30 protein-coding genes are annotated in these 26,116 nt (G+C 71.8%); 22 read left to right on the forward strand and 8 right to left on the reverse strand.

Annotated features, from left to right (window positions below; translation table 11 throughout):
• Window positions 1-62: 62 nt before the first annotated feature.
• The gene (locus ACFZP7_RS01985; protein ID WP_385633672.1) at window positions 63-1,571 is read right to left on the reverse strand and encodes an APC family permease; all 1,509 of its coding nucleotides are present in this window, start codon (window positions 1,569-1,571) and stop codon (window positions 63-65) included.
• 160 nt (window positions 1,572-1,731) lie between these two features.
• Here ACFZP7_RS01985 and ACFZP7_RS01990 point away from each other — a divergent pair, with 160 nt between their 5' ends.
• Window positions 1,732-2,427 carry a TetR/AcrR family transcriptional regulator gene (locus tag ACFZP7_RS01990; RefSeq protein ID WP_385633673.1) on the forward strand — a complete coding sequence of 232 codons (696 nt, stop codon included), beginning with the start codon at window positions 1,732-1,734 and terminating at the stop codon, window positions 2,425-2,427.
• On the opposite strand, the gene ACFZP7_RS01995 is transcribed toward ACFZP7_RS01990, so the two are convergent.
• Window positions 2,414-2,860: a MarR family winged helix-turn-helix transcriptional regulator gene (locus tag ACFZP7_RS01995; RefSeq protein WP_127432992.1), complete on the reverse strand. Its 447-nt coding sequence runs from the start codon at window positions 2,858-2,860 to the stop codon at window positions 2,414-2,416. The genes ACFZP7_RS01990 and ACFZP7_RS01995 overlap by 14 nt on opposite strands.
• 114 nt (window positions 2,861-2,974) lie before the next feature.
• On the opposite strand from ACFZP7_RS01995, the gene ACFZP7_RS02000 reads away from it, so the two are divergent.
• The 4 genes from ACFZP7_RS02000 to ACFZP7_RS02015 all read left to right on the forward strand — a co-directional run bounded on the left by ACFZP7_RS02000 (window position 2,975) and on the right by ACFZP7_RS02015 (window position 6,719).
• Entirely contained in the window at window positions 2,975-3,595 is a 621-nt protein-coding gene (locus ACFZP7_RS02000; RefSeq protein WP_281403611.1) for a non-oxidative hydroxyarylic acid decarboxylases subunit B, read from the forward strand.
• On the forward strand, window positions 3,592-5,103 hold the full coding sequence (locus ACFZP7_RS02005) for a UbiD family decarboxylase (protein WP_385633674.1): 1,512 nt from the start codon (window positions 3,592-3,594) through the stop codon (window positions 5,101-5,103). The genes ACFZP7_RS02000 and ACFZP7_RS02005 overlap by 4 nt, the downstream gene beginning before the upstream one ends.
• Window positions 5,104-5,248: 145 nt before the next feature.
• Entirely contained in the window at window positions 5,249-6,037 is a 789-nt protein-coding gene (locus tag ACFZP7_RS02010; RefSeq protein ID WP_385633675.1) for an OBAP family protein, read from the forward strand.
• Window positions 6,038-6,293: 256 nt separating this feature from the next.
• On the forward strand, window positions 6,294-6,719 hold the full coding sequence (locus ACFZP7_RS02015) for a hypothetical protein (protein WP_385633676.1): 426 nt from the start codon (window positions 6,294-6,296) through the stop codon (window positions 6,717-6,719).
• 58 nt (window positions 6,720-6,777) lie between these two features.
• Here ACFZP7_RS02015 and ACFZP7_RS02020 read toward each other — a convergent pair whose 3' ends face one another.
• Window positions 6,778-7,695, reverse strand: a complete 918-nt coding sequence (locus ACFZP7_RS02020; RefSeq protein ID WP_385633677.1) for a LysR family transcriptional regulator — start codon at window positions 7,693-7,695, stop codon at window positions 6,778-6,780.
• Between the two features lie 127 nt (window positions 7,696-7,822).
• On the opposite strand from ACFZP7_RS02020, the gene ACFZP7_RS02025 reads away from it, so the two are divergent.
• The 10 genes from ACFZP7_RS02025 (at window position 7,823) to ACFZP7_RS02070 (ending at window position 17,044) form a co-directional block, all read left to right on the forward strand.
• The gene (locus ACFZP7_RS02025) at window positions 7,823-8,824 is read left to right on the forward strand and encodes a fumarylacetoacetate hydrolase family protein (protein WP_385633678.1); all 1,002 of its coding nucleotides are present in this window, start codon (window positions 7,823-7,825) and stop codon (window positions 8,822-8,824) included.
• The gene (locus ACFZP7_RS02030) at window positions 8,821-9,783 is read left to right on the forward strand and encodes a cyclase family protein (protein ID WP_385633679.1); all 963 of its coding nucleotides are present in this window, start codon (window positions 8,821-8,823) and stop codon (window positions 9,781-9,783) included. Before ACFZP7_RS02025 ends, ACFZP7_RS02030 begins: the two co-directional genes overlap by 4 nt.
• A gap of 24 nt (window positions 9,784-9,807) precedes the next feature.
• On the forward strand, window positions 9,808-10,938 hold the full coding sequence (locus ACFZP7_RS02035) for an FAD-dependent oxidoreductase (protein WP_385633680.1): 1,131 nt from the start codon (window positions 9,808-9,810) through the stop codon (window positions 10,936-10,938).
• Complete coding sequence (locus ACFZP7_RS02040) at window positions 10,935-11,933, forward strand: amidohydrolase family protein (RefSeq protein WP_127441868.1); 999 nt, start codon at window positions 10,935-10,937, stop codon at window positions 11,931-11,933. The genes ACFZP7_RS02035 and ACFZP7_RS02040 overlap by 4 nt, the downstream gene beginning before the upstream one ends.
• A 5-nt stretch (window positions 11,934-11,938) precedes the next feature.
• The gene (locus tag ACFZP7_RS02045; protein ID WP_220670194.1) at window positions 11,939-12,871 is read left to right on the forward strand and encodes a VOC family protein; all 933 of its coding nucleotides are present in this window, start codon (window positions 11,939-11,941) and stop codon (window positions 12,869-12,871) included.
• A 195-nt stretch (window positions 12,872-13,066) separates the two neighbouring features.
• Complete coding sequence (locus tag ACFZP7_RS02050) at window positions 13,067-14,038, forward strand: fumarylacetoacetate hydrolase family protein (RefSeq protein WP_136235028.1); 972 nt, start codon at window positions 13,067-13,069, stop codon at window positions 14,036-14,038.
• Window positions 14,035-14,793, forward strand: coding sequence for an SDR family NAD(P)-dependent oxidoreductase (locus tag ACFZP7_RS02055; protein WP_385633681.1), 759 nt, complete (start codon window positions 14,035-14,037; stop codon window positions 14,791-14,793). Before ACFZP7_RS02050 ends, ACFZP7_RS02055 begins: the two co-directional genes overlap by 4 nt.
• Window positions 14,790-15,569, forward strand: a complete 780-nt coding sequence (locus ACFZP7_RS02060; protein ID WP_019324422.1) for an SDR family NAD(P)-dependent oxidoreductase — start codon at window positions 14,790-14,792, stop codon at window positions 15,567-15,569. The genes ACFZP7_RS02055 and ACFZP7_RS02060 overlap by 4 nt, the downstream gene beginning before the upstream one ends.
• Before the next feature lie 42 nt (window positions 15,570-15,611).
• Complete coding sequence (locus ACFZP7_RS02065; protein ID WP_019324421.1) at window positions 15,612-16,394, forward strand: CoA transferase subunit A; 783 nt, start codon at window positions 15,612-15,614, stop codon at window positions 16,392-16,394.
• Window positions 16,394-17,044, forward strand: a complete 651-nt coding sequence (locus tag ACFZP7_RS02070; protein ID WP_385633682.1) for a 3-oxoacid CoA-transferase subunit B — start codon at window positions 16,394-16,396, stop codon at window positions 17,042-17,044. Before ACFZP7_RS02065 ends, ACFZP7_RS02070 begins: the two co-directional genes overlap by 1 nt.
• Before the next feature lie 375 nt (window positions 17,045-17,419).
• On the opposite strand, the gene ACFZP7_RS02075 is transcribed toward ACFZP7_RS02070, so the two are convergent.
• Window positions 17,420-17,902: a MarR family winged helix-turn-helix transcriptional regulator gene (locus ACFZP7_RS02075; protein ID WP_210900586.1), complete on the reverse strand. Its 483-nt coding sequence runs from the start codon at window positions 17,900-17,902 to the stop codon at window positions 17,420-17,422.
• 141 nt (window positions 17,903-18,043) lie between these two features.
• Here ACFZP7_RS02075 and ACFZP7_RS02080 point away from each other — a divergent pair, with 141 nt between their 5' ends.
• The 4 genes from ACFZP7_RS02080 to ACFZP7_RS02095 all read left to right on the forward strand — a co-directional run bounded on the left by ACFZP7_RS02080 (window position 18,044) and on the right by ACFZP7_RS02095 (window position 21,082).
• Complete coding sequence (locus ACFZP7_RS02080) at window positions 18,044-19,207, forward strand: PP2C family protein-serine/threonine phosphatase (RefSeq protein WP_355515962.1); 1,164 nt, start codon at window positions 18,044-18,046, stop codon at window positions 19,205-19,207.
• A gap of 137 nt (window positions 19,208-19,344) precedes the next feature.
• Complete coding sequence (locus ACFZP7_RS02085; protein ID WP_385633683.1) at window positions 19,345-20,241, forward strand: STAS domain-containing protein; 897 nt, start codon at window positions 19,345-19,347, stop codon at window positions 20,239-20,241.
• Window positions 20,238-20,660, forward strand: coding sequence for an STAS domain-containing protein (locus ACFZP7_RS02090; RefSeq protein WP_385633684.1), 423 nt, complete (start codon window positions 20,238-20,240; stop codon window positions 20,658-20,660). Before ACFZP7_RS02085 ends, ACFZP7_RS02090 begins: the two co-directional genes overlap by 4 nt.
• Window positions 20,639-21,082 (forward strand): ATP-binding protein, encoded by a 444-nt coding sequence (locus ACFZP7_RS02095; RefSeq protein WP_193515637.1) that lies wholly within the window; start codon window positions 20,639-20,641, stop codon window positions 21,080-21,082. The genes ACFZP7_RS02090 and ACFZP7_RS02095 overlap by 22 nt, the downstream gene beginning before the upstream one ends.
• A gap of 45 nt (window positions 21,083-21,127) precedes the next feature.
• Here the strand turns inward: ACFZP7_RS02095 and ACFZP7_RS02100 are convergent, their stop codons facing one another.
• The 3 genes from ACFZP7_RS02100 to ACFZP7_RS02110 form a co-directional block, all read right to left on the reverse strand.
• Window positions 21,128-21,709 carry a MarR family winged helix-turn-helix transcriptional regulator gene (locus ACFZP7_RS02100; protein WP_385633685.1) on the reverse strand — a complete coding sequence of 194 codons (582 nt, stop codon included), beginning with the start codon at window positions 21,707-21,709 and terminating at the stop codon, window positions 21,128-21,130.
• Between the two features lie 110 nt (window positions 21,710-21,819).
• Entirely contained in the window at window positions 21,820-22,257 is a 438-nt protein-coding gene (locus ACFZP7_RS02105) for an ATP-binding protein (protein ID WP_385633686.1), read from the reverse strand.
• A 109-nt stretch (window positions 22,258-22,366) separates the two neighbouring features.
• A complete protein-coding gene (locus ACFZP7_RS02110; protein WP_385638305.1) occupies window positions 22,367-23,239 on the reverse strand; it encodes an aldo/keto reductase family oxidoreductase in 873 nt (290 codons plus the stop codon).
• 130 nt (window positions 23,240-23,369) lie between these two features.
• Here ACFZP7_RS02110 and ACFZP7_RS02115 point away from each other — a divergent pair, with 130 nt between their 5' ends.
• A complete protein-coding gene (locus ACFZP7_RS02115) occupies window positions 23,370-23,801 on the forward strand; it encodes a winged helix-turn-helix transcriptional regulator (protein WP_385633687.1) in 432 nt (143 codons plus the stop codon).
• Between the two features lie 90 nt (window positions 23,802-23,891).
• Here ACFZP7_RS02115 and ACFZP7_RS02120 read toward each other — a convergent pair whose 3' ends face one another.
• A complete protein-coding gene (locus tag ACFZP7_RS02120) occupies window positions 23,892-24,452 on the reverse strand; it encodes a quercetin 2,3-dioxygenase (protein WP_019324409.1) in 561 nt (186 codons plus the stop codon).
• A 200-nt stretch (window positions 24,453-24,652) separates the two neighbouring features.
• On the opposite strand from ACFZP7_RS02120, the gene ACFZP7_RS02125 reads away from it, so the two are divergent.
• Together ACFZP7_RS02125 and ACFZP7_RS02130 are read left to right on the forward strand one after the other, a co-directional pair.
• Window positions 24,653-25,501, forward strand: coding sequence for an AraC family transcriptional regulator (locus tag ACFZP7_RS02125; RefSeq protein WP_385633688.1), 849 nt, complete (start codon window positions 24,653-24,655; stop codon window positions 25,499-25,501).
• Window positions 25,502-25,632: 131 nt separating this feature from the next.
• The gene (locus tag ACFZP7_RS02130; RefSeq protein ID WP_385633689.1) at window positions 25,633-25,968 is read left to right on the forward strand and encodes a hypothetical protein; all 336 of its coding nucleotides are present in this window, start codon (window positions 25,633-25,635) and stop codon (window positions 25,966-25,968) included.
• Window positions 25,969-26,116: the final 148 nt, after the last annotated feature.

Here is a 26,116-nt window from a genome sequence, read left to right on the forward strand (position 1 = left end):
ACTTCCTTGCTGGGTGGGGCGGTCGGGGCTGCTGGCGGGCTCGGTCGGGCCGGGGGATGCGGTCAGCCGGCGGTGTCCTCCTCGTCCGGCTCCCGCGCGAAGTGGGTGTACACCTCGGGCCGGCTGCGGCGCACCTGCTGGGAGAGCAGGAGGCCGACGACGAAGGCGACGGGGACCATCGAGACGAGAACGGTGTTGGTGGTGAACGACGCTCCGGTCATCAGGCCGATCTTGCTGATGATCAGCACCATCGCGCCGGTCATCAGGACGGCGGAGGCCAGCGGCGCGATCAGGGTGCGCCAGCGGCCCTCCTCGTGCCGGACGCGCCGGAAGTAGCGGAGCACCGCGACGGCCGTGATCGCCTGCAGCGCCATCAGGCCGATGCTGCCCGGGGTGTTCATCCACAGCAGGAGCTGGCGGTAGGGGTCGGCGCCGGCCGCGGCGAAGGCCGTGACGCAGATCAGCGCCAGGACGCTCTGCGCGATGCCCGCCACGTACGGCGAACGGTGCTTGGGGTGGACCCTGCCGAGCGCCTCGGGCAGCACGCCTTCCCGGGCCAGCGAGAACCCGTAGCGGTTGATCGCGTTGTGGAAGGCCAGTTGGGAGGCGATGATGCTGGTGACGATGAAGACGTGCATGAGGTCGGCCGCCCAGCCGCCGACATACTCCGTGGTGGCGGTGAAGAAGAGGCCCACCGGGTCGGTGGTGACGGCCGTCATGATGTGGGAGCTGCCGTACGCCTGGATGACGATCCAGACGCTGAACGCGTAGAAGAGGCCGAGGAATCCGACGGCGATGTAGGTGGCTCGCGGGATGGTGCGGTTCGGGTCGCGTGCCTCACGGCGGTAGATGGCGGTGGACTCGAAGCCGGTGAACGCGGCGAACGCGAAGGCGAGTACCGCGCCGGTGCCGGGCACCAGCACGTTGCCGGGCGTGAAGGAGTCCACCGCGATGCCCTCGGCACCGCCGTCGAGGAGCACGCCGCCCGCGAGCAGCACGAGGATCCCGGTCTCCGCGAGCAGCAGGACACCGAGGACCTTGGCGCCGAATTCGATGCTGCGGTAACCGAGGTACCAGATGACGAAGACGCCGGCGAGTGCGATCGCCGGCCAGGGCACATGGATGCCCCACAGGGCTTCGAGCGCGTCCTGGGTGCCCGTGGCGAGCAGTCCGTACACGCCGATCTGCATCCCGTTGTACGCGAGGAGGGCGACCGTCGCGGCGCCGAATCCGGCGGGGCGTCCCAGACCGCGGGTGATGAAGGCGTAGAACCCGCCGCTGCTGCGGACGTGCCGGGTCATCGCGGTGAAGCCGACCGCGAAGAGGGCCAGCGTGATGCCGGCGAGGAGGTAGCCGACGGGGGCGCCGATGCCGCCGGTGCTGATGGCCAGGGGCGCCACGCCGGCCATGACGGTCAGGGGCGCGGCGGCGGAGACCACGAAGAACGCGATGTCTGCGACGCCGAGACTCCCCCGGCGCAGCCCCGAGGAGTCGTCGCTCCCGGCCGATCCCGGGTGTTGCGGATCCGCCCCTTGTGGCGCCTCCTCGCGGGATGCGGACTCTACGGTCATGACGCTCGGCCCTTCTTCGACGCTGGAGAGGAGGGTCGGCGGCCGGGAGCCGAGGCACACGGGCACAGGGCGAGCCGCCGGTAAATCTAAACCGTTTCGGTTTAGGCAATGTAGACGTCCGCCGTACGATTCGGGAAGACCTCACGTGAGGAGAATGAACATGGGGCGGCCTCGGAAGGCTCTGCTCGACCGGACCCGCATCGGCCGGACGGCGCTCGAACTCGTCGACGAGACGGGCGACTTCACGCTCCCCGAGGTCGCCAGGCGCCTCGGGGTGCAGACCGCCTCGGTGTATCACCATGTGGATGGCCGGGCAGGGGTGATCGAGTTGCTGCGGGACCGGGTGGCCGACGGGCTCGACGCCGGCGCCCTCGACCAGCGCCCGTGGGACACCGCCCTGACCCTGTGGGCCCGCTCCTACCGCGCGGCGTTCGCGGCCCACCCCCGGGCGATCCCCATGCTGATGACCGCGCCGGTACGCGCGCCACGGGTGATCGAACAGTACGAGCGGGTGGCGGGCCTGCTGCTGGAGACGGGTTTCGCGCCGGAGGCCGTCATGCCGATCATCACCGGGCTGGACAACATCGTGCTGGGATCGGCACTGGACATGTCGGCGCCCCAGGAGATGTGGGTGGTCGCAGAGGACGCCGAGGCCCCGCACCTCGCCCTGGCCCAGTCGGCCACGGGGCGGCCCGCCCGCGCCGAGCGCGCCTTCGACCTCACGCTCGCGGGCTTCGTGGCCCACTGCCGAGAACTCCTCGAGGAGGGCCGACCCGCCCCTGCGCCCCGCGAGGCGAGTGACCACCGCGCCCGGTCGGGCAGCGGCGACCCGAGCGGCACCGCTACGACTCGCTGACCGCCCGGCGGAGCAGGCTCAGGAACTGGGCGCGCTCCTCGGGTGAGAACGGCGCGAGCATCTGCTCGCTCACCGTGACGACCGCCGGAGCGAGGCGGATCGCGAGCCGCCGCCCCTCCTCGGTGATGCTCACCACCTTGCGCCTGCGGTCGCCCGCATCCCGGGTGATGTCCAACAGCCCCCGGCGGCGCAGCCGTTCGAGCAGCGGGGCGGCGGTCGACTTGTCGAGACGGGCGAGCGCGCCGAGGGTCCCCTGATCCATGTCACCGTGGGCGTCCAGCAGGCTCAGCACGGTGAACTGGGGCCCCGTGAGGTCCTGGTGCACCCGCTCGTGCCAGAGCCGGTTGTGCACCTGGTTCAACTGCCGGGCCAGGGGGCCCAGTCCGCCCAGCGCGTCGACGGGAGAGCAGTGGCCCGGGTCCTCCTGCGCCATCGCCTCCGCCTCCGCTCGGTTGATAAGGACGTGTACGTACTATACCGTGCGACCTATTAGGACGTGTACGTAATAACTGTGCGTCACTTACCATCACGAAGGAGGCCGGGCGGAGTGAGACTCGTCGTCGCGATGACCGGAGCCACCGGCGCGCCCATCGGTGTGCGCCTGCTCGAAGCGCTGAGGGAACTCGACGTCGAGACGCATCTGGTCGTCAGCCGTTGGGCGCGGGCCACCCTGGCCCAGGAAACCCCGTACTCGCTGCGTGACGTACAGGCGCTGGCGTCCGTGTGCCACGGTCCGGACGACCAGGGGGCGTCGATCTCCAGCGGATCGTTCCGGGCCGACGGCATGGTGGTCGTGCCGTGCAGCATGAAGACGCTGGCGTCCATCCGCACCGGGTACGGCGAGGGGCTCATCGGCCGCTCCGCCGACGTGATGCTCAAGGAGCGGCGCCGACTGGTGCTGGTCGCACGCGAGACGCCGCTGTCCGCCGTGCACCTGGAGAACATGCTCGAGGTGACCCGCATGGGCGCCGTCGTGATGCCGCCCGTCCCCGCGTTCTACAACGAGCCTTCGACCCTCGCCGACGTCGTCGAGCACATCGTCGCGCGCGTTCTGGACCAGTTCGGCCTGGACCTGCCCACCGCCAGACGCTGGCAGGGCATGCGAGCGAGCGCACGACCGGCCGGAGTCGCCCCCCGGCCCACGCCCCCAGGAAAGGCCCTGTCATGACACAGCGCGGCAGCGCACTCAACTTCCGCGACTTCGTCGCCGAACTCCTCACCACCGGCGACGCCGTCGACATCGGCAAGCCGGTCAGTCCCACGCTCGAGGCCGGAGCGGTCACCCGGCGCGTCTACGACACCAAGAGCCCCGCCCCGCTGTTCAGCGCCCTCACCGAAGGTGACCCCGGCTTCCGGATACTCGGCGCCCCGGCGGGACTCAGCGGACGGCCGGGCGAGACCTACGGGCGCCTCGCCGCCCACTTCGGTCTGGGGCGCGACACCACGCCGCGCGACCTGCTGGAGAAGCTCATCTCCGCGATGAGGGCGGCGCCCGTCCCGCCACGCGTGGTCCCCACCGGCCCCTGCAAGGAGAACGTCCTCATCGGCGACGACGTCGATCTGACCCGCTTCCCGGTGCCGCTGCTGCATCAGCAGGACGGCGGCCGGTACTTCGGGACCTACGGCTTCCACGTGGTGCGCACACCGGACGAACGCTGGACGAGCTGGTCCGTCAGCCGCACCATGCTGCACGGACCCCGCACCCTGGTCGGTCCGGCCATGCCGCAGCAGCACCTCGGCATGATCCACCGCATGTGGGCCGAACGGGGCGAACGCACTCCGTGGGCCATGGTGCTCGGCGCACCGCCGGCCGCCCTGGCCGCCGCCGGCATGCCGCTGCCCGCCGAGGTCGACGAGAGCGGCTACGTCGGCGCCCTCACCGGCAGCCCGGTCGACGTGGTCCGCGCCGAGACCAACGACCTGTATGTCCCGGCCAACTCGGAGATCGTGCTGGAGGGTTACATCAGTCCCGACGAGACGGCCCCCGAGGGACCGATGGGGGAATACCACGGGTACTCCTTCTCCGGGAGCAAGCCGCAGCCGGTCTTCCACGTCGAGGCCGTGACCTACCGTGACCAGGCGATTCTGCCGGTCTGCGTGGCCGGTACGCCTCCGGAGGAGAACCACACGATCTGGGGCACGATGATCTCCGCGGCCGGCCTCGAACTGCTGCGCTCCAGCGGCCTGCCCGTCTCGATGGCCTGGTGCTCCTACGAGGCGGCCACCTGCTGGATCGTCGTATCCGTCGACATCCGGCGGCTGGCGCGCACCGGAATGACGGAACGGCAGCTCGTCGACGCCGTGGCCGAGGTGCTCTTCGACTCGCACACCGGATGGCTGGTGCCCAAGGTGCTCCTGGTGGCCGACGACATCGACATCACCGACATCGACCAGGTCGTGTGGGCCATGGCGACCCGCAGCCACCCCACGACCGGCCGCTACGCCTACCCGCAGGCCCCCGGAATCCCGATGGTCCCCTACCTCACGCCCGAGGAGGTGCGCGCCGGCCGGGGCGGAAAGGAGATCGTCAGTTGCCTGCTGCCCGAGCAGTTCGAAGGCGTGACCAGGGCGACCACCGCGTCCTTCGACAACTCCTACCCCGAGGAACTGCGCCGCCGGGTCGTCGGGGACTGGGCCGGGTACGGATTCCCCGAGGCCGGCGGCTCACCGCGCTGAATGACGCGACCGGCGAGCGGTGATCGAGCACACCGCCCGCGTGAGACCGGCCGTAGCGGTACTTCTCGGCCCGCCCCGTCCGCAGTGCCCCGCCGGGTCCCGCCGCGCCTCGTTACAGCCGCCCGGCGCGGGGGACCCGGCGCCCATGACACTCATCAGGGGCACACACCGCTCACCCGGCTCCGGCCGGGGGCAGGCCGCGGCCGTCGGCATCGGTGTCGCGGCGGGAATGACCGCCGCGGCCGGTCTCCGGTTCTGCCGCAAGGCGGCCACGCTCGGCAAGGTCGGCAAGGGGCACCCGCTCAAGCACCGGGCACTCGACCTGGCGGCCGGCGCCCTGCAGCGGAAGTACCCCCTCGACGCGATGAGCACCTACCTCAACGGCTTCCACATGTACGCCGACGACATGGGCCGGCAGGTGGAGGCCACGCACTTCTGCGTCCATCTCCGGCACGACCTGCACCAGTGCGTCATCTTCGACCGCAACGCCCCGGACGCCCGTCTGATCGGCATCGAGTACATCATCAGCGAGGAGCGCTTCCGCGGCCTGCCCGAGGACGAGAAGCGCCTGTGGCACAGCCACCACTACGAGGTCAAGTCCGGCAGCCTCACCGCACCCGGCGTCCCCGACCTGGCCGAGCACGCCTACTTCGAGGACCTCGTGACCACCTACGGGAAGACGTTCCACACCTGGCAGTACGACCGCGACGACTTCCCGTACGGCATCCCGCAGCTGATGATGGGCTTCACCGAGGACGGACAGGCCTCGGAGGAGATGATCCGGGCCCGGGACGGGAGGCTCGGCATCTCGACGTCGGCCAAGCGGGAGAACCGGGCGGACATCCCCGTGCCGGAGGTGGCACCGGGCGCCAACGCCTGGGAGAGCGGCCGCACGGTCCAGACCCGCCTCGAGGAGACGGACTTCAAGCGCTGAGGCGGGTCGGCCGGAGGTGACGGGCCCGTCGTGCGTCGTGTGAGGACGGGGCCGCGTGCGCGACGCGCTCCGACACACGCGGGGCCCACGTCCCCACCGCCCGCCCCCGTCCGGGGTCGGCAGGGCCCCGTATGCCACGGTGCGCTCGCCGGGCGACCGCTTCCGAGGGACGCTGGGGCCGTGACCGATGCGCCGACTTCCCGCCGGCGCCGCGAGGTGCGGTGACGACCGCTCCAGTACGAAGGGTTGACGCGTCATGGTGGACATGCCCCACGGAGCACGACGAGGTACCGCGGGCGCCGGAACCGACGCCCGGCCCGCCGGACCGATGCGGTACTTCGGCGTGCCGCTGCTCCTGAGCGGAGTGCTGAGCGTTCTTCAGGGCATCGCCGGTATCGCCGAGGACCGCCTCTACGGCGTGCCCCGGCACTACGAGTACCGCTTCGACCTCACCGGCTGGGGCTGGATCCACCTCGTCGTCGGAGTCGCGCTGATCCTCGTGGGCGTGGGGGTGCTGCAGGCCGTGAGCTGGGGGCGTCCGGCCGCGGTGACGGTCGCGGCGATCAGTCTGGTGACCCAGTTCATGTTCATCCCGTACTACCCCCTGTGGTCGATCAGCGTGATGACCCTCGATCTGATCATCCTGTGGGGTATGGCGCGGCTCGTGGCGTCGCTCGACTGAGCGCCGGTGCCGCACCGGGCCGCGCCGGGGTCGGGAGGCTGCGCCCCGGCCGTCCCGCTCACCCCTCGGGCTCGTCCGCCATCCGTCTGCCCACGCGGGCGGCGGTCTCGCGCAGCCAGATGTGGGCCGCGTCATGGGTGTGCACGGGGTGCCACCACATGGCCTCCCGCAACGGCACGGCCTCGTACGGCGGCTCCACCACGCGGACACCGGCGAGCGGCGCCAGGAGCCGGGCCAGGCGGGCCTGGATCAGGGCGATGCGCCGGGTGTCGGCCACCAGCAGCGGGATGATCTGGAAGCTGTCCACGGAGACCTCGACCCGGGGCTCGATGCCCAGCATCCCGAGTTGGCGCACGGCCGGGGCGTCGTAGGTGCGCTGGTAGGTCACCCAGGGAAGCCGGGCCAGGTCCTGGCGGGTGAGGCGGTCGCCGACGCTCGGATGGTCGTCGGCGACGAGGAAGACCCACCGGTCCCCGTACAGGTCGGTGGCCGGGAAGTCGCTGATGACCCCGTGCGGCATCAGCAGGCCGTCGGACGTGCTGAGCAGCGTGTCGGTGGCGTCCACCACGGTGGGCGGGGTCTGCGCGAAGCGCAGCCGGATGCCCGGGGCCTCCTCGTGCACGAACCGGGCCAGCTCGGCCCCGAAGACCGCGACGGCGTAGTCGGACGCGACGAGCTTGAACTCCCGGCTCTCCTTGGCGGGGTCGAAGTCCGCCTGGCTGGCGAAGAGACGCTCCAGCACGTCGTACGCCGTGGTGGTGCGGTCCAGGAGGACCTGGCCGAGGGCCGTCAGTTCGTAGTGGCCGCCGACCCGGGCGAGCAGGTCGTCGTCGAAATGGCGGCGCAGACGGGACAGGGCCGCGCTCATCGCGGGCTGGCTGAGGCCCACGCGCTGCCCGGCACGGGTGACGTTGCGCTCTTCGAGGAGGGCACGCAGGGCGACGACGAGGTTGAGGTCCAGGCGACTGAGATTCACGGCGTTTTCCCTAGCTGTCCGACGACGACCTGCGGTAATTCGTTCAGTGGATGGTAGTCATCCACGGAATCGATTTCCCTGATCGCGAGTGGCGGGTCCAGATTAGTGCCATCGCAATCAGGAGGACATGTCCGTGAAACCTGAAGCCGCGTCCGCCCTCTTCGCCGGACCCTTCGCCCTGGCCACCCTTTCCGCTCCCGAGGGCCCCGCCTTCCCCGCCCTCGTCACGCCCGACGCCCGGGTGCGCGACCTGCGCGTCGCCTTCGACGACCCACAGCTGACCATCCGTACGCTGCTGGAGAGTTGGGACACGGCGCTGCCTCGACTGCGGGCGCTGGCCGGCACCGCCGACGGGGATCTGCAGCCGCTCGACGACTTCCGGGTGCACGCACCGGTCGAGCCGCGCCAGGTGTTCCAGTCCGGCGCCAACTACCGGCAGCACGTCATCGACCTGCACGTCGCGCACCGCGCGCCCGGTGACGAGCGGCCGGAGGCGGAGCGTCGCGCGGAGGCCGCGGAGATCATGGACCGGCGGGCGGCCGAGGACCTGCCGTACGTGTTCATCGGACTGCCGAGCGCCGTCACCGGGCCGTACGACGACGTCGTGCTGCCGGCGTGGGCCGAGAAGCCCGACTGGGAACTGGAGTTGGCCGCGGTGATCGGCCGTCCCGCTCACCGGGTGTCCGTCGAGGAGGCCCTCGACCACGTCGCCGGCTACACGATCGCCAACGACCTCACCGACCGGGCCACCGTCTTCCGGCGGGACATGCCGCAGATCGGCAGCGACTGGCTGCGCAGCAAGAACGCCCCCGGGTTCACCCCGCTCGGCCCCTGGATCGTGCCCACCGCGTCGATCGCGGACCCGGGCGACCTGCGCCTCACCCTGAAGCTCAACGGCGAGAACATGCAGGACGAGTCCACCAAGGACATGATCTTCGGCGTCGCCCGGATGGTCTCCTACGCCTCGCAGACCGCACGGCTGCTCCCCGGCGACCTGGTGCTCACCGGCTCCCCCGCCGGCAACGGCATGCACTGGGGCCGGCTGCTGCGCGACGGCGACGTCATGGACGCCACCATCACCGGACTCGGTGCCCAGCGCACCCGTTGCGTGGCGGAGGCGGCCCGGTGACCCTGGACCGCACGGACCCCGAGGGCTCGATCGCCCGGGCCACGAAGGCGTACTCCAACTGGGGCCGCTTCGGTGACGACGACGTGCTCGGCACGCTCAACTTCCTCGACGAGGCCAAGCGTCGGGAAGGTGCCGCGCTGATCCGGCGGGGCGTCAGTTTCTCCCTCTCCCAGCGCTTCGACATGAACGGGCCGCAGAAGGGCTGGCGCCGCCGCACCAACCCGGTGCACACCATGCTGGACACCGGCACCGACGCCGCCCTCGGCAACCAGGGCTTCCCGCACGGCATCGGCGGCGCCGACGACGTCATCGCGATGCCGTTGCAGTGCTCCACCCAGTGGGACGGGCTCGGCCACATCTTCGACCACGGCAAGGCGTGGAACGGCCGCCCGGCGGAGAAGGTCGTCACCTCCGACGGCGACCTGGTCACCGGCATCGAGCACATGGCCCCGCACGTCGCCGGGCGCGGAGTGCTCCTGGACGTCGGCCGGGTCGTCGGCGAGGACGGGGAGCTGCCGGACGGCTTCGCGATCACCGAGGAGCATCTGACCGCCACCGCCCGGGCCCAGGACGTCACCGTCGGCCGCGGCGACCTGGTACTGGTGCGTACGGGACAGCTGGCCCGGGCCCGCCGCCAGGGGTGGGGCGACTACGCCGGAGGTCCCGCCCCCGGCCTGTCGTTCACCACGGCCGGCTGGCTGCACGGCAGCGAGATCGCCGCGATCGCCACCGACACCTGGGGCTTCGAGGTGCGGCCCAACGAGTTCGAGCACGCCTTCCAGCCGCTGCACCAGGTCGCCATCCCCCACATCGGCCTGCTCATCGGTGAGATGTGGGACCTCGACGCCCTCGCCGACGACTGCGCCACCGACGGACGGTACGAGTTCTGGCTCACCGCGGCGCCGCTGCCCATCACCGGAGCGGTCGGCTCCCCCGTCAACCCGATCGCCGTCAAGTAGCCCGAGGAACGAGGGAGTTCCCCCATGACCCAACCCCGCACGGTCCTGGTCGTCGGCGGCGGCGCGGCCGGCAACGCCGTCACGATCCTGCTGCGCCGCGCCGGAATCGCCGTGGACCTGATCGAGGCCAAGGACGACTGGAACGCCACCGCCGGCTCCGGCATCACCCTCCAGGGCAACGCCCTGCGCGTCCTGCGCGAACTCGGCGTCTGGGAGCAGGTGGAGGCGTCCGGCTTCGGCTTCGGCTCGGTCGGCATCACCGCCCCCGACGGCACCGTCCTGCACGTCCAGAACGACCTGCGCACCGGCGGCGACGACCTGCCGGCCACCGTCGGCATGCAGCGCCCGCGGCTCCAGCGGATCCTCATCGAGGCCGTGCGCGCCAGTGGCGCGTCGGTCCGGCTGGGCACCACCGCCGAGATCCTGGACCAGGACGCGGACGGTGTCTCCGTACGCCTCAGCGACGGCACCGAGGGCCGCTACGACCTGGTGGTCGCCGCCGACGGCCTCGGCTCCGCCACCCGCGCCGCGATCGGCATCACCGACAAGCCCGAACCGACCGGCATGGCCATCTGGCGCATCGCCGCCCCGCGCCCCGCCGGCGTGACCCGCACCGACCTCGCCTACGGCGGCCCCGCCTACATCGCCGGTTACTGCCCCACCAGCGAGACCACGATCTACGCGTACGTCGTCGAGGCCAACCGCGACCGCGCCTCCATACCGTCCGAGTCGTACGCGGACGAGATGCGCCGCCTCACCCGGCACTACGGCGGACACTGGCCGGAGATCACCGAGCACATCACCGATCCGGCGAAGGTCAACTACACCTGGTTCGACCGGATGCTCGTCGAAGGCTCCTGGCACCGCGGCCGCGTCGTCCTCGTCGGCGACGCCGCCCACTGCTGCCCGCCCACCCTCGCCCAGGGCGCCGCCCTGTCCCTCGAGGACGCCTGGGTACTGGCACAGCTGCTGACCTCCTCCGGGACATGGGACGACGCGCTGTTCCAGGCGTACCACGAACGGCGGATCGCCCGCGTCCGCCCGGTCGTGGAGGCGTCCGTGCAGATCGGGCAGTGGCAGCTCGACGGCGTACGGGACGCCGACGTGCCCGGCCTGATGGCCCGCACCATGACCCTGCTCAGGGAGCTGCCGTGACCCCGCCCACCGTCGACGTGCACGCACACGTCCTGCTCCCCGACGTCGAGTCACTCGTGGCCGGCCTTCCGGGCCACGCCGAGGCCAAGGAGGTGGACGCCCGGCGCAACGGGCCCGCCGCGCTCGCGGTCAACGGGCCCATGGTCCGCGCACGCGTCCCGCGGATGACCGACGTCGCCCTGCGCCTGGCCTCGATGGACGCGCAGGGGGTCGACGTGCAACTGGTCAGCCCCTCCCCCTCGCACTACCACTACTGGGCCGACGAGGCGACGGCGGAGAAGGTGTACCGGCTGGCCAACGAGGCGACGGCGGCGCACTGCGCGCAGGCGCCGGACCGGCTGCGCGGGCTCGGCCTGGTGCCGCTCCAGCACCCCGACCACATGGTGCGCGCCCTCGACCACGCCCTCGAACAGGGCCTGGACGGGGTGGAGATCTCCAGCCACGCCCCCGGCCGGGAGCTGTCCGACCCTGCCTACGAGCCCTTCTGGTCCCGGGCCGCGGAGAGGGGGGCGATCCTCTTCCTGCACCCCTTCGGGTGCACGCTCGACGAGCGCCTGGACCGCTGGTACCTGTCCAACACCGTCGGCCAGCCCACCGAGAACGCCGTCGCGCTGTCCCATCTGATCTTCTCCGGTGTCCTCGACCGGCATCCCGGGCTGAAGATCGTCGCGGCGCACGGCGGCGGCTACCTGCCCACCCACATCGGCCGCTCCGACCACGCCTGGTCGGCGCGCTCCGACGCGGGCGCCGGCTGTGCCCACCCGCCCAGCAGCTATCTGAGGCGGCTGTACTTCGACTCCCTCGTCCACGATCCGCACGTCCTGCGGGAACTGGTGCGCGTCGCGGGGGCCGACCGGGTGCTGCTCGGCTCGGACTTCCCCTTCGACATGGGAACCGAGGACCCGGTCGCCGCCCTGCGCGCCGCGCGCCTGCCCGACGCCGACTTCCACGCCGTCCGGGGCGGCAACGCCGCCGCCCTCCTCCGGAAGGACTGATCATCATGCGCCTGCTCACCCACCTGCGGCACGTCGACCTCGCCGTGCCCGACTACGACAAGCAGCTCGACTTCTACTCCGGCGTCTGGGGCCTGACCAAGGTCGCCGAGGACTCCGGCATCTCCTTCCTGGCCGCCGAGGGCTCCCCCGAGCAGTACGTCGTCCGGCTCCGCAAGGCCGAGGAGAAGCGCCTCGACCTCGTCTCCTACGGCGCCGCGAGCGCCGCCGACGTGGACACCCTCGCCGAGCGGCTGCTCGCGGGCGGCGTGCGGCTGATCTCCCGGCCTGGCACGGTCGACACCCCCGGCGGCGGCTACGGCTTCCGCTTCTTCGACGTCGACGGCCGCACCATCGAGGTCTCCGCCGACGTCGAGGTCCGGCAGCACCGCAAGATCGAGGAGAAGGAGTCCATCCCGGTCAAGCTCTCGCACGTCGTCCTCAACTCCCCCGACCTGAACCGCACCCGCGAGTGGTACGAGCGCCACCTCGGCTTCGCCCTCTCCGACACGCTCAGCTCGCCGCACATGGGCGAGGTCATGCACTTCATGCGGATCAGCAACCAGCACCACTCCATGGCGCTGGCCAAGGGCCCGCACACCTCCCTGCACCACGTCTCCTTCGAGATGCGCGGCATCGACGAGTACATGCGCGGCTCCGGCCGTGTCATCCGGGCCGGCTTCAGGAAGATCTGGGGCCCGGGCCGGCACATGGCGGGCGACAACACCTTCACGTACTTCCTCGACCCGCACGGCAACACCGTCGAGTACACCACCGAGCTGGAGTGCCTGGACGAGGACACCTGGCACCCCCACGTCTACGACTTCTCCCAGCCCGAGGTCACCGACCAGTGGGGCACCGCCAATCCCATGAACGAACTCGTCGCCAAGGAGTCCTTCAACGACCCCGACCGCGGCGTCTTCGTCGCCCCGCCGGTCTGAGCCGGCGCCGAGCCCCCGGGGACGCGGCCGTGCCGCCCACGCCCTGACGCGCACCGTCGCGTCCCCGGTCCTGACCTCTTCGGCGACACCGTCCGCGGCGAGGAGCCGGTCACCCCGGCCCGGCGCCGCGGCCTCCTGGTCCACGAGGCCGTCGATCCCGCTGGACCGGCCGATCCGTCCCACTGGAGTCACACCATGCGCTTCGCCTCCTACGAGCACCGCCACCGTCACCGGGTGGCCGTCGTCGAGGACGACGGCACCCTCCTCCCGCTGCCGGACGTCTCGTCCCTGTCGGCCCTGCTCGCCCGGACCGACGGCCTGCCCGGCCTGCTCGCCGCCGGCCGGGACGCACTCGACGTCCCGCCCGGCCCGCACGTCTCCGAGGTACGGCTGCTGCCTCCGCTGAAGCCCGCCTCGATACGGGACTTCGTCACCTTCGAGGAGCACGTCGAAGGCGTGCGCCGCTCCGTCGACGGGGCGGCCGGTGTCCCCGAGCAGTGGTACGCCGCCCCGACCTTCTACTTCACCAACCCGCACGCGATCCACGGCCACCGGGACGACATCCCCGTGCCGCCCGGCTCGGCCGTGCTGGACTTCGAGCTGGAGGTCGGCGCGGTGATCGGCCGGGAGGGCCGGGACCTCACGCCCGAACAGGCCCGCGACCACATCGTCGGCTACACCGTGTTCAACGACTGGTCCGCGCGCGACCTGCAGAGCGCGGAGATGAAGGTGGGCCTCGGCCCCTGCAAGGGCAAGGACACCGCCGGCACGCTCGGTCCCTGGCTGGTCACCGCGGACGAGCTGGAGCCGTACCGGGACGCCGACGGGTTCCTGCGCCTGGCCCTGACCGCCGAGGTCAACGGCGAGAAGGTCGGTGAGGACCTGCTGTCCCACATGAGCTGGACCTTCGAGGAGATGACCGCCTACGCCTCCCGCGGCACCCGCGTCGTGCCGGGTGACGTCCTCGGCTCGGGCACCTGCGGCAACGGCGGCTGCCTGGCCGAGCTGTGGGGCCGGCGCGGCGAGCGGACCCCGCCGCCGCTGAAGCCCGGCGACACGGTCACCCTCACGGTGGAGGGCATCGGCACCCTGACCAACACCGTCGTCCCCGGCACCGATCCGGTGCCTCTGCCGACGGGCCGGCGGCGCGGCCGGGTGCGGCCGTGAGCGACCTGCGTCCCAAGAGGCTGCTCGGCAAGGTCGTCGTGGTCACGGGCGCCGCCCGCGGGCAGGGCGCCGCCGAGGCCGAGGCCCTCACCCGCGAGGGCGCCCGGGTCGTCGCCACCGACGTGGCACCGGTCGGCGACTGCCGCCGCCTCGACGTCAGCGACGGCGAGCAGTGGGCGGAACTGGCCGCCGAGCTGCGGGAGGCGTACGGGCAGGTGCACGGCCTGGTGAACAACGCGGGCGTCACCTGGCGGGCCCGGGTCGGTGACGTGCGGGCCGAGGACTTCGAGCGGGTCCACTCGGTCAACGTGACCGGTCCGCTGCTCGGCATCCAGCACCTGAGCCCGCTGATGCCGCCGGGCTCCTCGATCGTCAACGTCGGTTCCTCGGCCGCGCTCACCGCCCACTACCCGGTCGCCTACACGGCGAGCAAGTGGGGGCTGCGGGGCCTGTCCAAGACCGCCGCGCTCGAACTCGGGCCCCTCGGCATCCGCGTCAACACCGTTCACCCCGGCTACATCGAGACGGAGATGACGGCCTCGGCGGCCCCCACGTTCCGCGCGGCCAACGTCCGGGAGACTCCCCTCGGGCGCACCGGCACCGTGGACGAGGTGGCGCCGCTGGTGGTGTTCCTGCTGTCGGACGAGTCGTCGTTCATCACCGGTGCGGAGATTCCGGTGGACGGCGGCCTGACGGCGCACGGCGGGGTCAAGTCCGTCTCCGACGCGCTGCTCGCCTCGGAGGCCGGCGGATGAACCGGCTCGACGGCAAGGTGGCCCTGATCTCCGGCACCGCCCGGGGACAGGGCCGGGCGGCGGCCCTGCGCTTCGCCGCCGAGGGCGCGCTGGTCGTGGGCGGCGACCTGCTGCACGAGGAGGCCCTGGAGACCCAGCGGCTGGTGGCCCGTGAGGGCGGCACGATGCTGACGCCGGGTCCTGTGGACGTCACCGACGAGGCGTCCGTGCGGTCCTGGACCGAGGAGGCCGTGGACGCGTTCGGCGGCGTCGACATCGTCTACGCCAACGCGGGCGCCGTCCGCTTCGGGCCGATCGGCTCGCAGTCCTACGCGGACTTCGCGTTCACGATGCGCGCCGAGCTGGACTCGGTGTGGTTGACGGTCCGGGCGGCCTGGCCGCACCTGGTCCGCAGCCGCGGCTGCGTGCTGACGGTGGGTTCGACCGCCGGCCTGACCGGCTCCCTCACCAACACGCGCACGGCGCACTCGGCGTCCAAGGGCGCGGTGATCGCACTGACCCGGCAGCTCGCCGCGGAGGGCGCCCCGCACGGCGTCCGGGCCAACTGCGTCAGCCCCGGGATGATCGACACCGACGGCTCGCGCGCCGACCTGCTCGCCGACGACCACCCGATGCGCGGCATCGCCCGCCACGTCCCGCTGGGCCGGGTGGGCACCCCGGACGACGTGGTGAACGCGGCCGTCTTCCTGACCTCCGACGAGGCCGCGTACATCACCGGCGCCAACCTCGTCGTCGACGGCGGCTGGTCGGCCGTCCTGCCCGGCGCCACCGTCTGAACCCCCTACGCCCCGTACGCCTCCCGGAAGGGAACCCAGCACATGAACAAGGTCCGCGGCAGTGCCGCCGAGGCGGTGGCCGACATCCCCGACGGCGCCTCGCTCGCCGTCGGCGGCTTCGGCCTCTCCGGCGTCCCCGCCGCCCTCATCGACGCCCTGTACGCGCGGGGCACGACCGGTCTGCGGGTCGTCTCCAACAACTGCGGCGTGGACGGCCGGGGCCTCGGCGTCCTCCTCGCCGCCGGCCGCATCGCCCGCGTCACCGGCTCCTACGTCGGCGAGAACAAGGAGTTCGCCCGCCAGTACCTCAGCGGAGAGCTGGAGGTGGAACTCACCCCGCAGGGAACCCTCGCCGAGCGGCTGCGCGCCGGCGGCGCGGGCATCCCCGCCTTCTACACCCCGGCCGGTGTCGGCACCCAGGTGGCCCGAGGCGGGCTGCCCTGGCGGTACGCGCCGGACGGTACGGTGGCCGTCCCGTCTCCGCCCAAGGAGACACGGGAGTTCGGGGGGCGCCCGTACCTCCTGGAGCACGGCATCACCACCGACTTCGCCCTCGTCCGGGCCTGGCGCGGTGACCGGCACGGCAACCTCGTCTTCCGCCGGGCCGCCGCCAACTTCAACCCCCTCGCCGCGATGGCCGCGGGCGTCACGATCGCCGAGGTCGAGGAACTCGTCGAACCCGGCGAACTGGCGCCGGAGGACGTCCACCTGCCCGGCATCTACGTGCAGCGGGTCGTCACGCTCAGCGCCGCCCAGGCCGCCGACAAGCCCGTCGAACGTCTGACGCTCGCCGCGTCCTCGGCACGAGGGACGGTGCGTTCCTGATGCCCTGGACCCGCGACCGGATGGCCGCCCGCGCCGCCGCCGAACTCACCGACGGCTCCTACGTCAACCTCGGCATCGGCCTGCCGACCCTCGTCCCCCAGCACCTCCCGCCCGGCGTCCACGTCGTCCTGCACTCCGAGAACGGCATCCTCGGTACGGGCCCCTACCCCACCGAGGACCAGGTCGACCCCGACCTGATCAACGCGGGCAAGGAAACCGTCACCGTCCTGCCGGGCGCCTCGTTCTTCGACTCCGCGCTCTCCTTCGGCATGATCCGCGGCGGCCACGTCGACACCGCCGTCCTCGGCGCCATGCAGGTGTCCCGACGCGGCGACCTGGCCAACTGGATGATCCCCGGCAAGGTGGTCAAGGGCATGGGCGGCGCCATGGACCTCGTCCACGGCGCCCGCCGCGTCATCGTCCTGATGGAGCACACCGCCAAGGACGGCAGCCCGAAGATCGTCCGGGAGTGCGCGCTCCCCCTCACCGGTGAACGGTGCGTCCACCGCGTCATCACCGACCTCGGCGTCATCGACGTCACCGAGGAGGGCCTCGCCCTCGTCGAGACGGCCCCGGGCGTCACCGTCGAGGCCATCACCGCGCGCACCGGCGCTCCGCTGCGCCTGGACACCCTCACGACGGCCCACTGAGGCCGACCCGTTCCCCGCTCCCGCGGACTCGCGCGGCACGGCGGCCTCCCCGAGGAGCCGTGCCGCTTCCGCATGCCCCCCTTCGTGCTCTCCCCGGTGGTACAGCACTCCCCCTCGGTGCCGGCAGCCGGTCCACGTGGGCCCCAGCGCCCTCACGACACCGCGACAGCCTTGCACCGCGGCGCAGCGGGTACCGGATGTCCGAGCAGGAAGGGGGATTGTTGCCGTTTGACAACCGTAGTCATGAGGCAACACAGTGGCCGTGGCAGAAGTGGATGAGGAAGGGGCCGGGATGCTCCGCCGGTCCGGCGTCGCACCGCGCACCGGTTGCCGTCATGCCGAGACGGCGGCGCGCCCGGGCGGGCCGTGCCCGCTTCAGGCGGATCGGACGTCGGAGTCGGCCTCGTGGTGTATCTGGCCCGCCGCCGCATCACAGAAGGCTTCCAGCCCTTCGAGCAGCGCTGCCCTCTTCGCCGCGGGCATCACGTCCAGCACCGCCTGCAGTTCGCGCTGCCTTCGCCGGCGGAGGTCCTCCAGGAAGGTCCGCCCCCGGTCGCTGAGGCGCAGGCGCACCTCGCGACGGTCGGACGGGCTCACCACACGCTCGACGAACCCGGTGGCCTGCAGCCGGTCGCACAGTCGGCTGGTCGAAGGAGGCGTGGAGGCGAGGGAGTCGGCGAGCGTGCGCAGGTTGATGCCCTCGTGGTGTTCGAGGATGAGCAGCACGCGCAGCTGGGAGGCGGAGGCGGGAGCCGTCGAGGCACGCCCCCAGAGCACTTCCAGCAGCTCCGCGGCCGTGGAGGTCACGCGTGCGACCTCGTCGGGCTGTGGGCCGGGGCGGACGGTACTCACGTTCATACTCTCGCAGACGCCGGGACGGATGTCAGCGTACTAGGCCCGGACTCCGGCGGCCCACGGCCCGGAGCACCGACTTTCTCCCGTATCGATCGCGTGTCCCCACATTCCCGAGATGCCAGACAAATGATTGGACTTCCCCTCGTGAACAGATTTGTGATCGCCGAGCGCGCCGTCCGTACGGCCGCACCGCATCAATTGCTCGACGCTGTCCGTCGTGTACTGGTCGAGCAGTACGCGGCGGACAGCGTCGAGCTGTTCATGGCCGATTACGGACTGACCGTGCTGCAGCCGGTGTCCGTCCTGCCCCACACCATGGAGCCGGTGTCGGTGCACAACAGCCCCGAGGGCCGGGCCTTCGGCGCCCAGGAGCCGTTCGTGGAGGACGCGCCGGGAGGCGGGTCCGTGCGGGCGCACCTCCCGGTGAGTGTGCGCGGTGACCGCCTCGGCGTGCTGTCGGTCGTGCTGCCGGGCGGCGACCACGTCCGCGGCTGCCTGGCGGAGCTGGCCGAGATCGCCGAGGTGCTGGGGCGTGAGGTGGTCGTGGCGGAGCGGGACACCGACCTGTATCTCCAGGCCCGCCGCAAGGACCGGCTCACGCTGGCGGCGGAGATGCAGTGGCAGCTCCTGCCCGGCCGCTCCTGCACCCGGCCCGAGTACGAGCTGGGCGCGCAACTGGAGCCGGCGTACGCCATCTTCGGCGACAACTTCGACTGGTCCGCGACCGCGGAACACCTGATGCTGTACGTCACCAACGGCATGGGCGAGGGCATAGAGGCCTCCCTGCTGACGAACCTGGCCATCAACGCGCTGCGCAACGCCCGGCGCGCGGGGCTGCCGATCTCCGACCAGGCGGCGTTGGCCGACCAGGCGGTGTACGCGCAGTACCGGGGCGAGTGCTACCTGTCGATGCTGATGTTCGACTTCGAGCTCGCCACGGGGCGGGCCCGGGTGGTGGACGCCGGATCGCCGCAGATGCTCCGGCTGCGCGCGGGGAGTGTGGAGCACATCGAGCTGGAGGCGCAGCTGCCGCTGGGCATGTTCGAGGAGACCGACTACGTGGCCCAGGAGTTCCGCGTCGAGCCCGGTGACCGGCTGCTCTTCGTCAGCGACGGCGTCTACGCGGTCGCCTCCCCGAAGGGCGAGGCCTACGGGGACGCGGCCCTGGCCCGCGCGATCCAGGCGACGCGCCTGCTGCCGGCCGCCGAGGTCCCCCGGGCCGTCCTGCGGGAGCTCACGGGCCACCGGGGCCGGCCGGTCCCCGACGACGACGCTCTCGTGGTCTGCCTGGACTGGCTGGGACGGTGACCGGAACCGCCACCACCGAACCCTCACCCGGAATCGCTTGTTCGCCCCCACCCCCGGGGCTAATGTTTGCCATACGGCAATTATTGTCGGGAGGGATGCGTCGTTCGGCGGCGCGGTGACCACGGGCAAGGGAGACGATGCAGGTGTCGGAGCGGAACGCAGCCCATGAGCTGGCGACGCGGCAGGTGGGCGCGTTCCTCGCCCGGCGCCGCGAGCAGCTCGCCCAACGCTGGGCGGACGTCCCTCTGTTCCGCACGGTGTTCACCCTCTCCCGTGACGAGGCGGTCGAGGCGAGCAAGGCGGTGGTGGACGCGCTGGCCGCCGTCGCGTCGTCCGGCCGGCCGGAGGACGTCGCGGCGGCCGGTTTCGGGGCCGTGCGTGACCAGCTGGGCCGTATGGCCGCCTCCCGGGCCCGGAGCGGATCGTCCCCGGCTCGGATCGCCGAGGAGGTCGCGGCGCTGCGGTCCCCGGCCACCGAGCTGCTCCTCGCGGAGTTCTCCGACCCCTCGGAGCCGCAGGCCCGGGAGTCCGTGCTGGCCCTGACCGTGCTGATGGGGACCCTGCGCCTGGTCGTGATGGAGACGGCGCTCAACGCGGGCGAGGATCTCATCGCCCGCCAGCGCGAGCAGCTTCTCGAGGTGGCCACCCCGGTGATCCGGCTGTGGGACGGCGTGGTGGCGGTACCGCTGATCGGCACGCTCGACAGCGCCCGCAGCCAGGTCGTCATGGAGAGCCTGCTGGAGACGATCGTCGCGCAGCGCGCCCGCTACGCCATCCTGGACATCACCGGTGTCCCCACGGTCGATTCCCTGGTCGCCCAGCACCTGATGAAGACCGTGGCCGCCGCGCAGTTGATGGGTGCCGAGTGCATCCTCTCGGGTATCCGCCCGGCGATCGCCCAGACCATCGTCCACCTCGGCATCGATCTGGGTCCCGTCACCACACGCGCCGGACTGGCCGACGCCCTCGCCTACGCGCTGGGCCGGCTGGGTATCGAAGTCTCCCCGCGGACCGCCGCGGCGGTCCGACGGTGACCTTGCGGCCCGCGGTGTCCGTGCCGGTGCTGGAGCTGGGTGACGTACTGCTGGTCACCTTGCGGGAAGCCCCGTACGACGGCGCGGCCGAGCAGCTCCAGGACGACCTCGCGCACCGCATCGCGCGAGGGCCGGTGACCGGCGTCGTCATCGACATCTCCGGCGTGGAGATCGTCGACTCCTTCCTGGGCCGTGTCCTGGCGGAGATCGCCGCCGGCGCCCACCTGATGGCGGCCCGGACGGTGGTGACCGGGATGCGGCCCGCCGTCGCGATCACGCTGGTCGAACTGGGGCTCATCCTGCCCGGCCCGCGCACCGCCCTGGACGTCGACAGCGCCCTGGCCCTGCTGGGAGCCGCTTCCCCGGCACGGTCCCCACATCCGCAGGAGGGCGTGTCATGTCTGCCCGGCTCGGCCTGACGACCAGCTTCCCCATCGGCTCCGACGCCGACCTGGCCTGGGCGCGGCACCAAGTCCGCCGGGCCGCGGCCGGCCTCGGCTTCGGCCTCGTGGAGCAGACCAAGCTGCTCACCGCCGCCAGCGAACTCGCCCGCAACACCCTCGTCCACGGTGGCGGCGGCCGCATGGAGTTGACCGTTCTGGACGACGGCCAGGCCCGTGGGCTGCGGCTGTCGTGCATCGACGAGGGCCCCGGCATCCGCGACATCGACCTGGCGATGACCGACGGCTACACCACCGGCGGCGGGCTCGGGCTGGGCCTGAGCGGGGCCAAGCGTCTGGTGCAGGAGTTCACCCTGGACAGCCACCCCGGGCAGGGCACCACCGTCACCGTCACCCAGTGGCTCTCCGCACTGCCGGTCCCTCGCAGCGGTGTCCTGTGAGCCGCCTGCCGCTCCGACACACCACCACGACGCCGTGAACCACGGCTAGTCGTCCGTGCCGCAGGGCGCCTCCGGAGCCTCGCCGCCGGCCCCCGCCGCCCGTACGGAACGCGCGGGACAGTCCTGCTCCTCTCCGCTCCCGGACAGCGGTGAACCGGACTCCCGCGCCGCGAGGAACGCCCGCATACTGCGACTCAGAGCCGCACGGTCGGCGCGTTCCATCCCCACCAGCACAGCGGCGAGCGCCTGCGCTCTGCGCCCCGCGACATCGTCCAGAACCTTGTGTCCGTGCGAGGTGAGACTGAGCCGCACCTCACGGCGCCTGCGCGGATGCAGTGCGCGCTCCAGCAAGCCGGCGGCTTCGAGCCGGTCGCACAGGCGGCTGGCGGTGGGAAGCCCCACGGCCAGCCGCTCCGCCAGAGCGGTGAGGTTGAGGTCGGGTGTCGCCCGCAACTCCCGCAGCGCCCGCAGTTGCTGCACGGACAACCGCAGCATCGCCTCCTGAGCGGCCAGCGACCACAGGCTCGCCAGAGCCTCGACGGCATCGGCGATCTCCCGGGCGACATCCTCGGGAGCATCGCCCGAGCCCTTCCCACGGCCACCGCCCGAACTGCCGAGACCAGTCACGATTCATCACTCTCAGTACCAGACACGCGGGCGAATACGGCCTTCCGCTCCTGCGCTGCTACCCGGGGAGCGCAGGGGCAACCGGTGAACAGGGCGGTTGTTCGGATATCTCAGGCGTCACCGGGCCCGGGCCGCCGCGGAAGACGAGCGTGAACGGTCTTCCCCCGGCCGGGCCCAGGGACCACGACGACCCGGCCGGCGAGGCGCCGGACCATGGGCCACCCGAACCCTCCGGTGCCACCCATGAGATCCGGGATCCGTTCCCGTGGAGGCGCGGGGCTGGGATCGCTGACGGCGGCGTCGACGACCTCGGAGGTGGCGGTGAGTTCGAGCGTGTACCGGCCTCCGCCGTGCCGCAGGGCGTTGGTGGTGAGCTCGGAGACCACGAGGGCGAGGATGTCGGCCGTCTCGGCGGCCGGAGCCGGGTCCAGTCCGTCGACGAAGGCACGGGTGAGGTCGCGGGCGCGAGCGATGCCCTCGGAGCTGTCGCCCTCCAGAAGGAGCGGGGCCCGGGGAGGGTCAGTACGCGTGAGGTCCGTATCGGTCATGCACTACCACCCGTCCTGATCGGTTGCACTGGCAGGCACAGCGCGTGCCCCTCCTGACAGGACGTGAACCGAAGCATCACCATATGGGCGCAGGGGTCTCACATATTGTTCAGTGGCCTATGCCGTCCAGTTCGGCCACATCCTCGTCCGAGAGGGAGAGACCGGCGCCTGCGACGTTCTCGCGCAGGTGGGCGGTGGAGGAAGTGCCGGGGATGAGCAGGATGTTCGGCGAGCGCCGCAACAGCCAGGCCAACGCGACCGACATAGGCGTCGTCCCCAGTCGGTTCGCAACCCGTGAGAGGGCCTCGGACTGCAGCGGCGTGAAGCCTCCCAGGGGGAAGAACGGCACGTAGGCGATGCCATCGGCGGCGAGGTGATCCACGAGGTCGTCGTCGTGGCGGTGGGCGAGGTTGTACATGTTCTGCACGCACACGATGGGGGCGATGCCGCGGGCCTCGGCGACCTGCTCCGCGGTGACATTGCTGACGCCGAGATGGCGGATCAGTCCCTCCTGTCGGAGGTCCACGAGCGTCTCGAACGCTTCGGCGATCGAGCCGGGCCGGGGGCCCTGAGCGTCGCCCATGCGCAGGTTGACCAGGTCGAGGGTGTCGACGCCGAGGGAGCCGAGGTTCTCATGGACCTGCTTGCGCAGGTCTTCGGGGCGCCGGGCCGTGGGCCAGCCGCCCTGCGCGTCCCGGGTCGCACCCACCTTGGTGGCGATGAACAGCGGCTCCGGGTAAGGGTGCAGCGCTTCACGGATCAGCTCGTTCGTGAAGCGTGGTCCGTAGGCGTCGCTGGTGTCGATGTGGGTGATCCCGAGGCCGACCGCCTCGCGCAGCACGGCCAGAGCACCGTCGTGATCGGCGGGCGGCCCCATGACCCAGGGGCCGGCGAGCTGCATCGCGCCGTAACCGAAGCGGGTGACGGACGAGTCACCGAGAGTCCAGGTTCCGCCGGGAAGAGACGCGGAGGATGTGTTCATCGTGGTGCCTTTCACTATGTGCCGGGGGTGGTGTCTCCCACTCCCTTGCACCAGTGTTGGAGAGGAACTTCCCGTCGGGAAGTAGGCACTTCGAAGTGCGTAACGGACCGGAAAGTGAGAGGCGAGGCCAGTGGCGACGAAGGCCGACGAGAAGGCACAGGCCAAAGCGGAGTACAACGCGTTCCTGGCGGTGTGCCCCAGCCGTCAGCTCCTCGACCGGATCTCGGACAAGTGGGTCGTCCTGATCCTGTGCGCACTGGGCGGTGACACACCCGAGCAGTCCGGCGCCTCGCACGCCCCCAAGGCGATGCGTTACTCCGAGCTGGCCCGGCTCCTGGCCGGCGTCAGCCAGAAGATGCTGACTCAGACCCTGCGGGCCCTCGAACGCGACGGTTTGCTCGTCCGCACCGTGAAACCCACGGTCCCCGTCACCGTCACCTACGAGCTGACCGACCTCGGCCTCTCACTCCATCACCTGACGCGCGGGCTCAGGCACTGGGCGCAGACCCACATGGGAGAAGTCCTCGCCCACCGCGAGGACCACGACGCACGGGCTTCCTAGCAGGGCGGCCGGCCCGACCCGGTCCGTGCCGGTGGCCCGGTCACCCGCCGTCCCCGTGGGCGCTTCCGTAGCTCAGCGGGGCGGGGGTGGTCAGTTGCCGGTGCGCCACTCGTGGTCGGGCAGGAAGGTCACGTCGTACTGCTGCGGCACGGTGCCGAACTTGTGCGGCTCGGGCACGTACGGCCGCTGCGGCACGGTGAGTTCGTCGGTGGGGGTGCCGAGGTTCTCGAAGAACCGCTCGAAGGTGCCGCCGGGGCCGGCCGCGACGCCGACGATCCGGCTGTGGTGGCGCTCGATGCGGTAGGCGTGCGGGCAGTTCTTCGGTACGAAGCCGAAGTCGCCCGCGGTGAGCAGCTTCTCGTACTGCTCGCCCTCCAGGTCCTCGACGAACAGGCGCACCGCGCCGTCGGTGACGTAGAAGACCTCGTAGGTGTCCGGGTGGGAGTGGGCCGGGATGACGTCGCCCTTGGGGCCCTCGCAGGTGAAGAAGTTGAAGGTGTTCTCGGTCTGCTCGCCGCCGGCGTAGACGGTGAACATGTCCGTGAAGAGGTGGGCGCGGTCGCCCATGCCCTTCTCGATGAAGTAGGGCTTGCCCGGCTCGGCGGGGATGTGGGAGCGCTCGCGGTAGCGGGTGGCGAACTCGATGGTCATGGTGTCCTTCCTGATCGCGGGAACGGGCGGCGCACTCGGCCGGGGGCACCGCGGGGCCGGTCGTGTGCGGCTCGGCCCGGTCGCGCTTCCTCCCGCCCAACCTAGGACCGTCACCGGAGGCCGACCGGCATACACTCGGGCACGCGATGAAGGAAAACGGACAGTTCGCGGCCGGCCGTCGGCCGAGCGGAATCCCGAGGGTGTCCTACCGTCCGACTCCGGGCAGACCTCCGGGCCTGGAGGTTCTCGACCTGCCCGGGCTCGCCGTCCGTGCCGCCGGCCGAAAGCTGCCCCTCACCCTGCCCGCGCGGCCCGACTTCCATCTGATCGTCGCGGTGCGCGGCGGGCGGGTGGCGTGCTCGGTGGACTTCACCTCCTACACCGCGAGGGCGGGCGACTGGCTGTGGGTGTGGCCCGGTCAGGTCCTCCGCTTCCCGGACGGTCCCGGGGACTGCGACGCCACCGTCCTGGTCTTCCCGACCGGCTTCCCCAGCGCCGCGACCGATGTCCTGATACGGGACGGCGAGCATGCCCCGTGCCGCCTGGTCTCGCCGGACGCGGCACGTCAGGCCGCCCTGCTCCGTTACCTCGACGCGCTGGTCGACGAGCACCGGGAGCTGCCCGGTCTGGCGCTGGAGGCGTACATCGAGACGCTGCGCCACCTGCTCTCGGTCATCCTGATCCGGCTCGTCCACCTCGCCGACCCACGGCGGACGCGCTCCGCCGGAAGCGAGCCGTTCCACCTGTTCCGCCAGGCCGTCGAGGAGGGCTTCGGCCGGACCCACCGGGTCGAGGACTACGCCGCCCGGCTCGGGTACAGCGCCCGCACGCTCACCCGGGCGACCCGGGCGGCCCTCGGCTGCGGCGCCAAGCGCTACATCGACGACCGGGTGCTCCTGGAGGCGAAGCGCCTGCTCATCCACACCTCCCTGCCGCCCGCCGCGGTCAGCGAACGCATCGGCTTCGCCTACCCGACGGTGTTCAGCGCGTTCTTCCGTCAGCGCACCGGCATGACGCCGACCGAGTTCCGGTCCCTGGCCAAGCCCTGAACCGGCGACGGAGCGGGCGCGCGCAGCGGTTGAGTGACGGGCGGCGCAGCACGGGCAGGGAATCCCGGGGCGCGACCGTCCGGGCCGTCAGACTGCTCAGGGCCCGTCCCCTGAGCCCTTGGAGCCCTCTCGTGCGGCCCTCCCCCACGGAACCGACCGATGCCGACGCCTTCCAGGCCGTCTGCGGTCACACTCATCTGTTTCCCGGTGCGCGTTGCCTGCTCCTGGAGCTGCCCGACCCCGACGGCTTCGCCGCCGATCCCCGGCCGATCGACCTGCATCTGCGCTTTCGCGACGATGTCGTCACCGCGGCGGAACTGCGCATCGAGGAGCAGGCCGGCGCCGTGCTCGACGTCCCGCCCTACACCACCGGCGCCGGCACCCCCCTCGCGGGTCGCACCTGGCTGATCCGGCGCCTGGCCCGAGCCGGGAGCGACGTGGAGCTGACGATCGGCAGCCGCCTCTGACCCGACCGGCGCGTGCGGCCCGTCTCGGCCCGGCCGCTGCGCCACGTGGGCCCGCGCGCAGGGCCCCGCTCGTGGCACGAGCGGGGCCCTGGGAGGTGGCCGACGTGCGGGACGCCGTTCCCGCCGAGTGAGGGCTCGACCGGGCCCG

The organism is Streptomyces sp. SudanB5_2050, assembly GCF_964272335.1.
GTDB classification, from domain to species: Bacteria; Actinomycetota; Actinomycetes; order Streptomycetales; family Streptomycetaceae; genus Streptomyces; species Streptomyces rochei.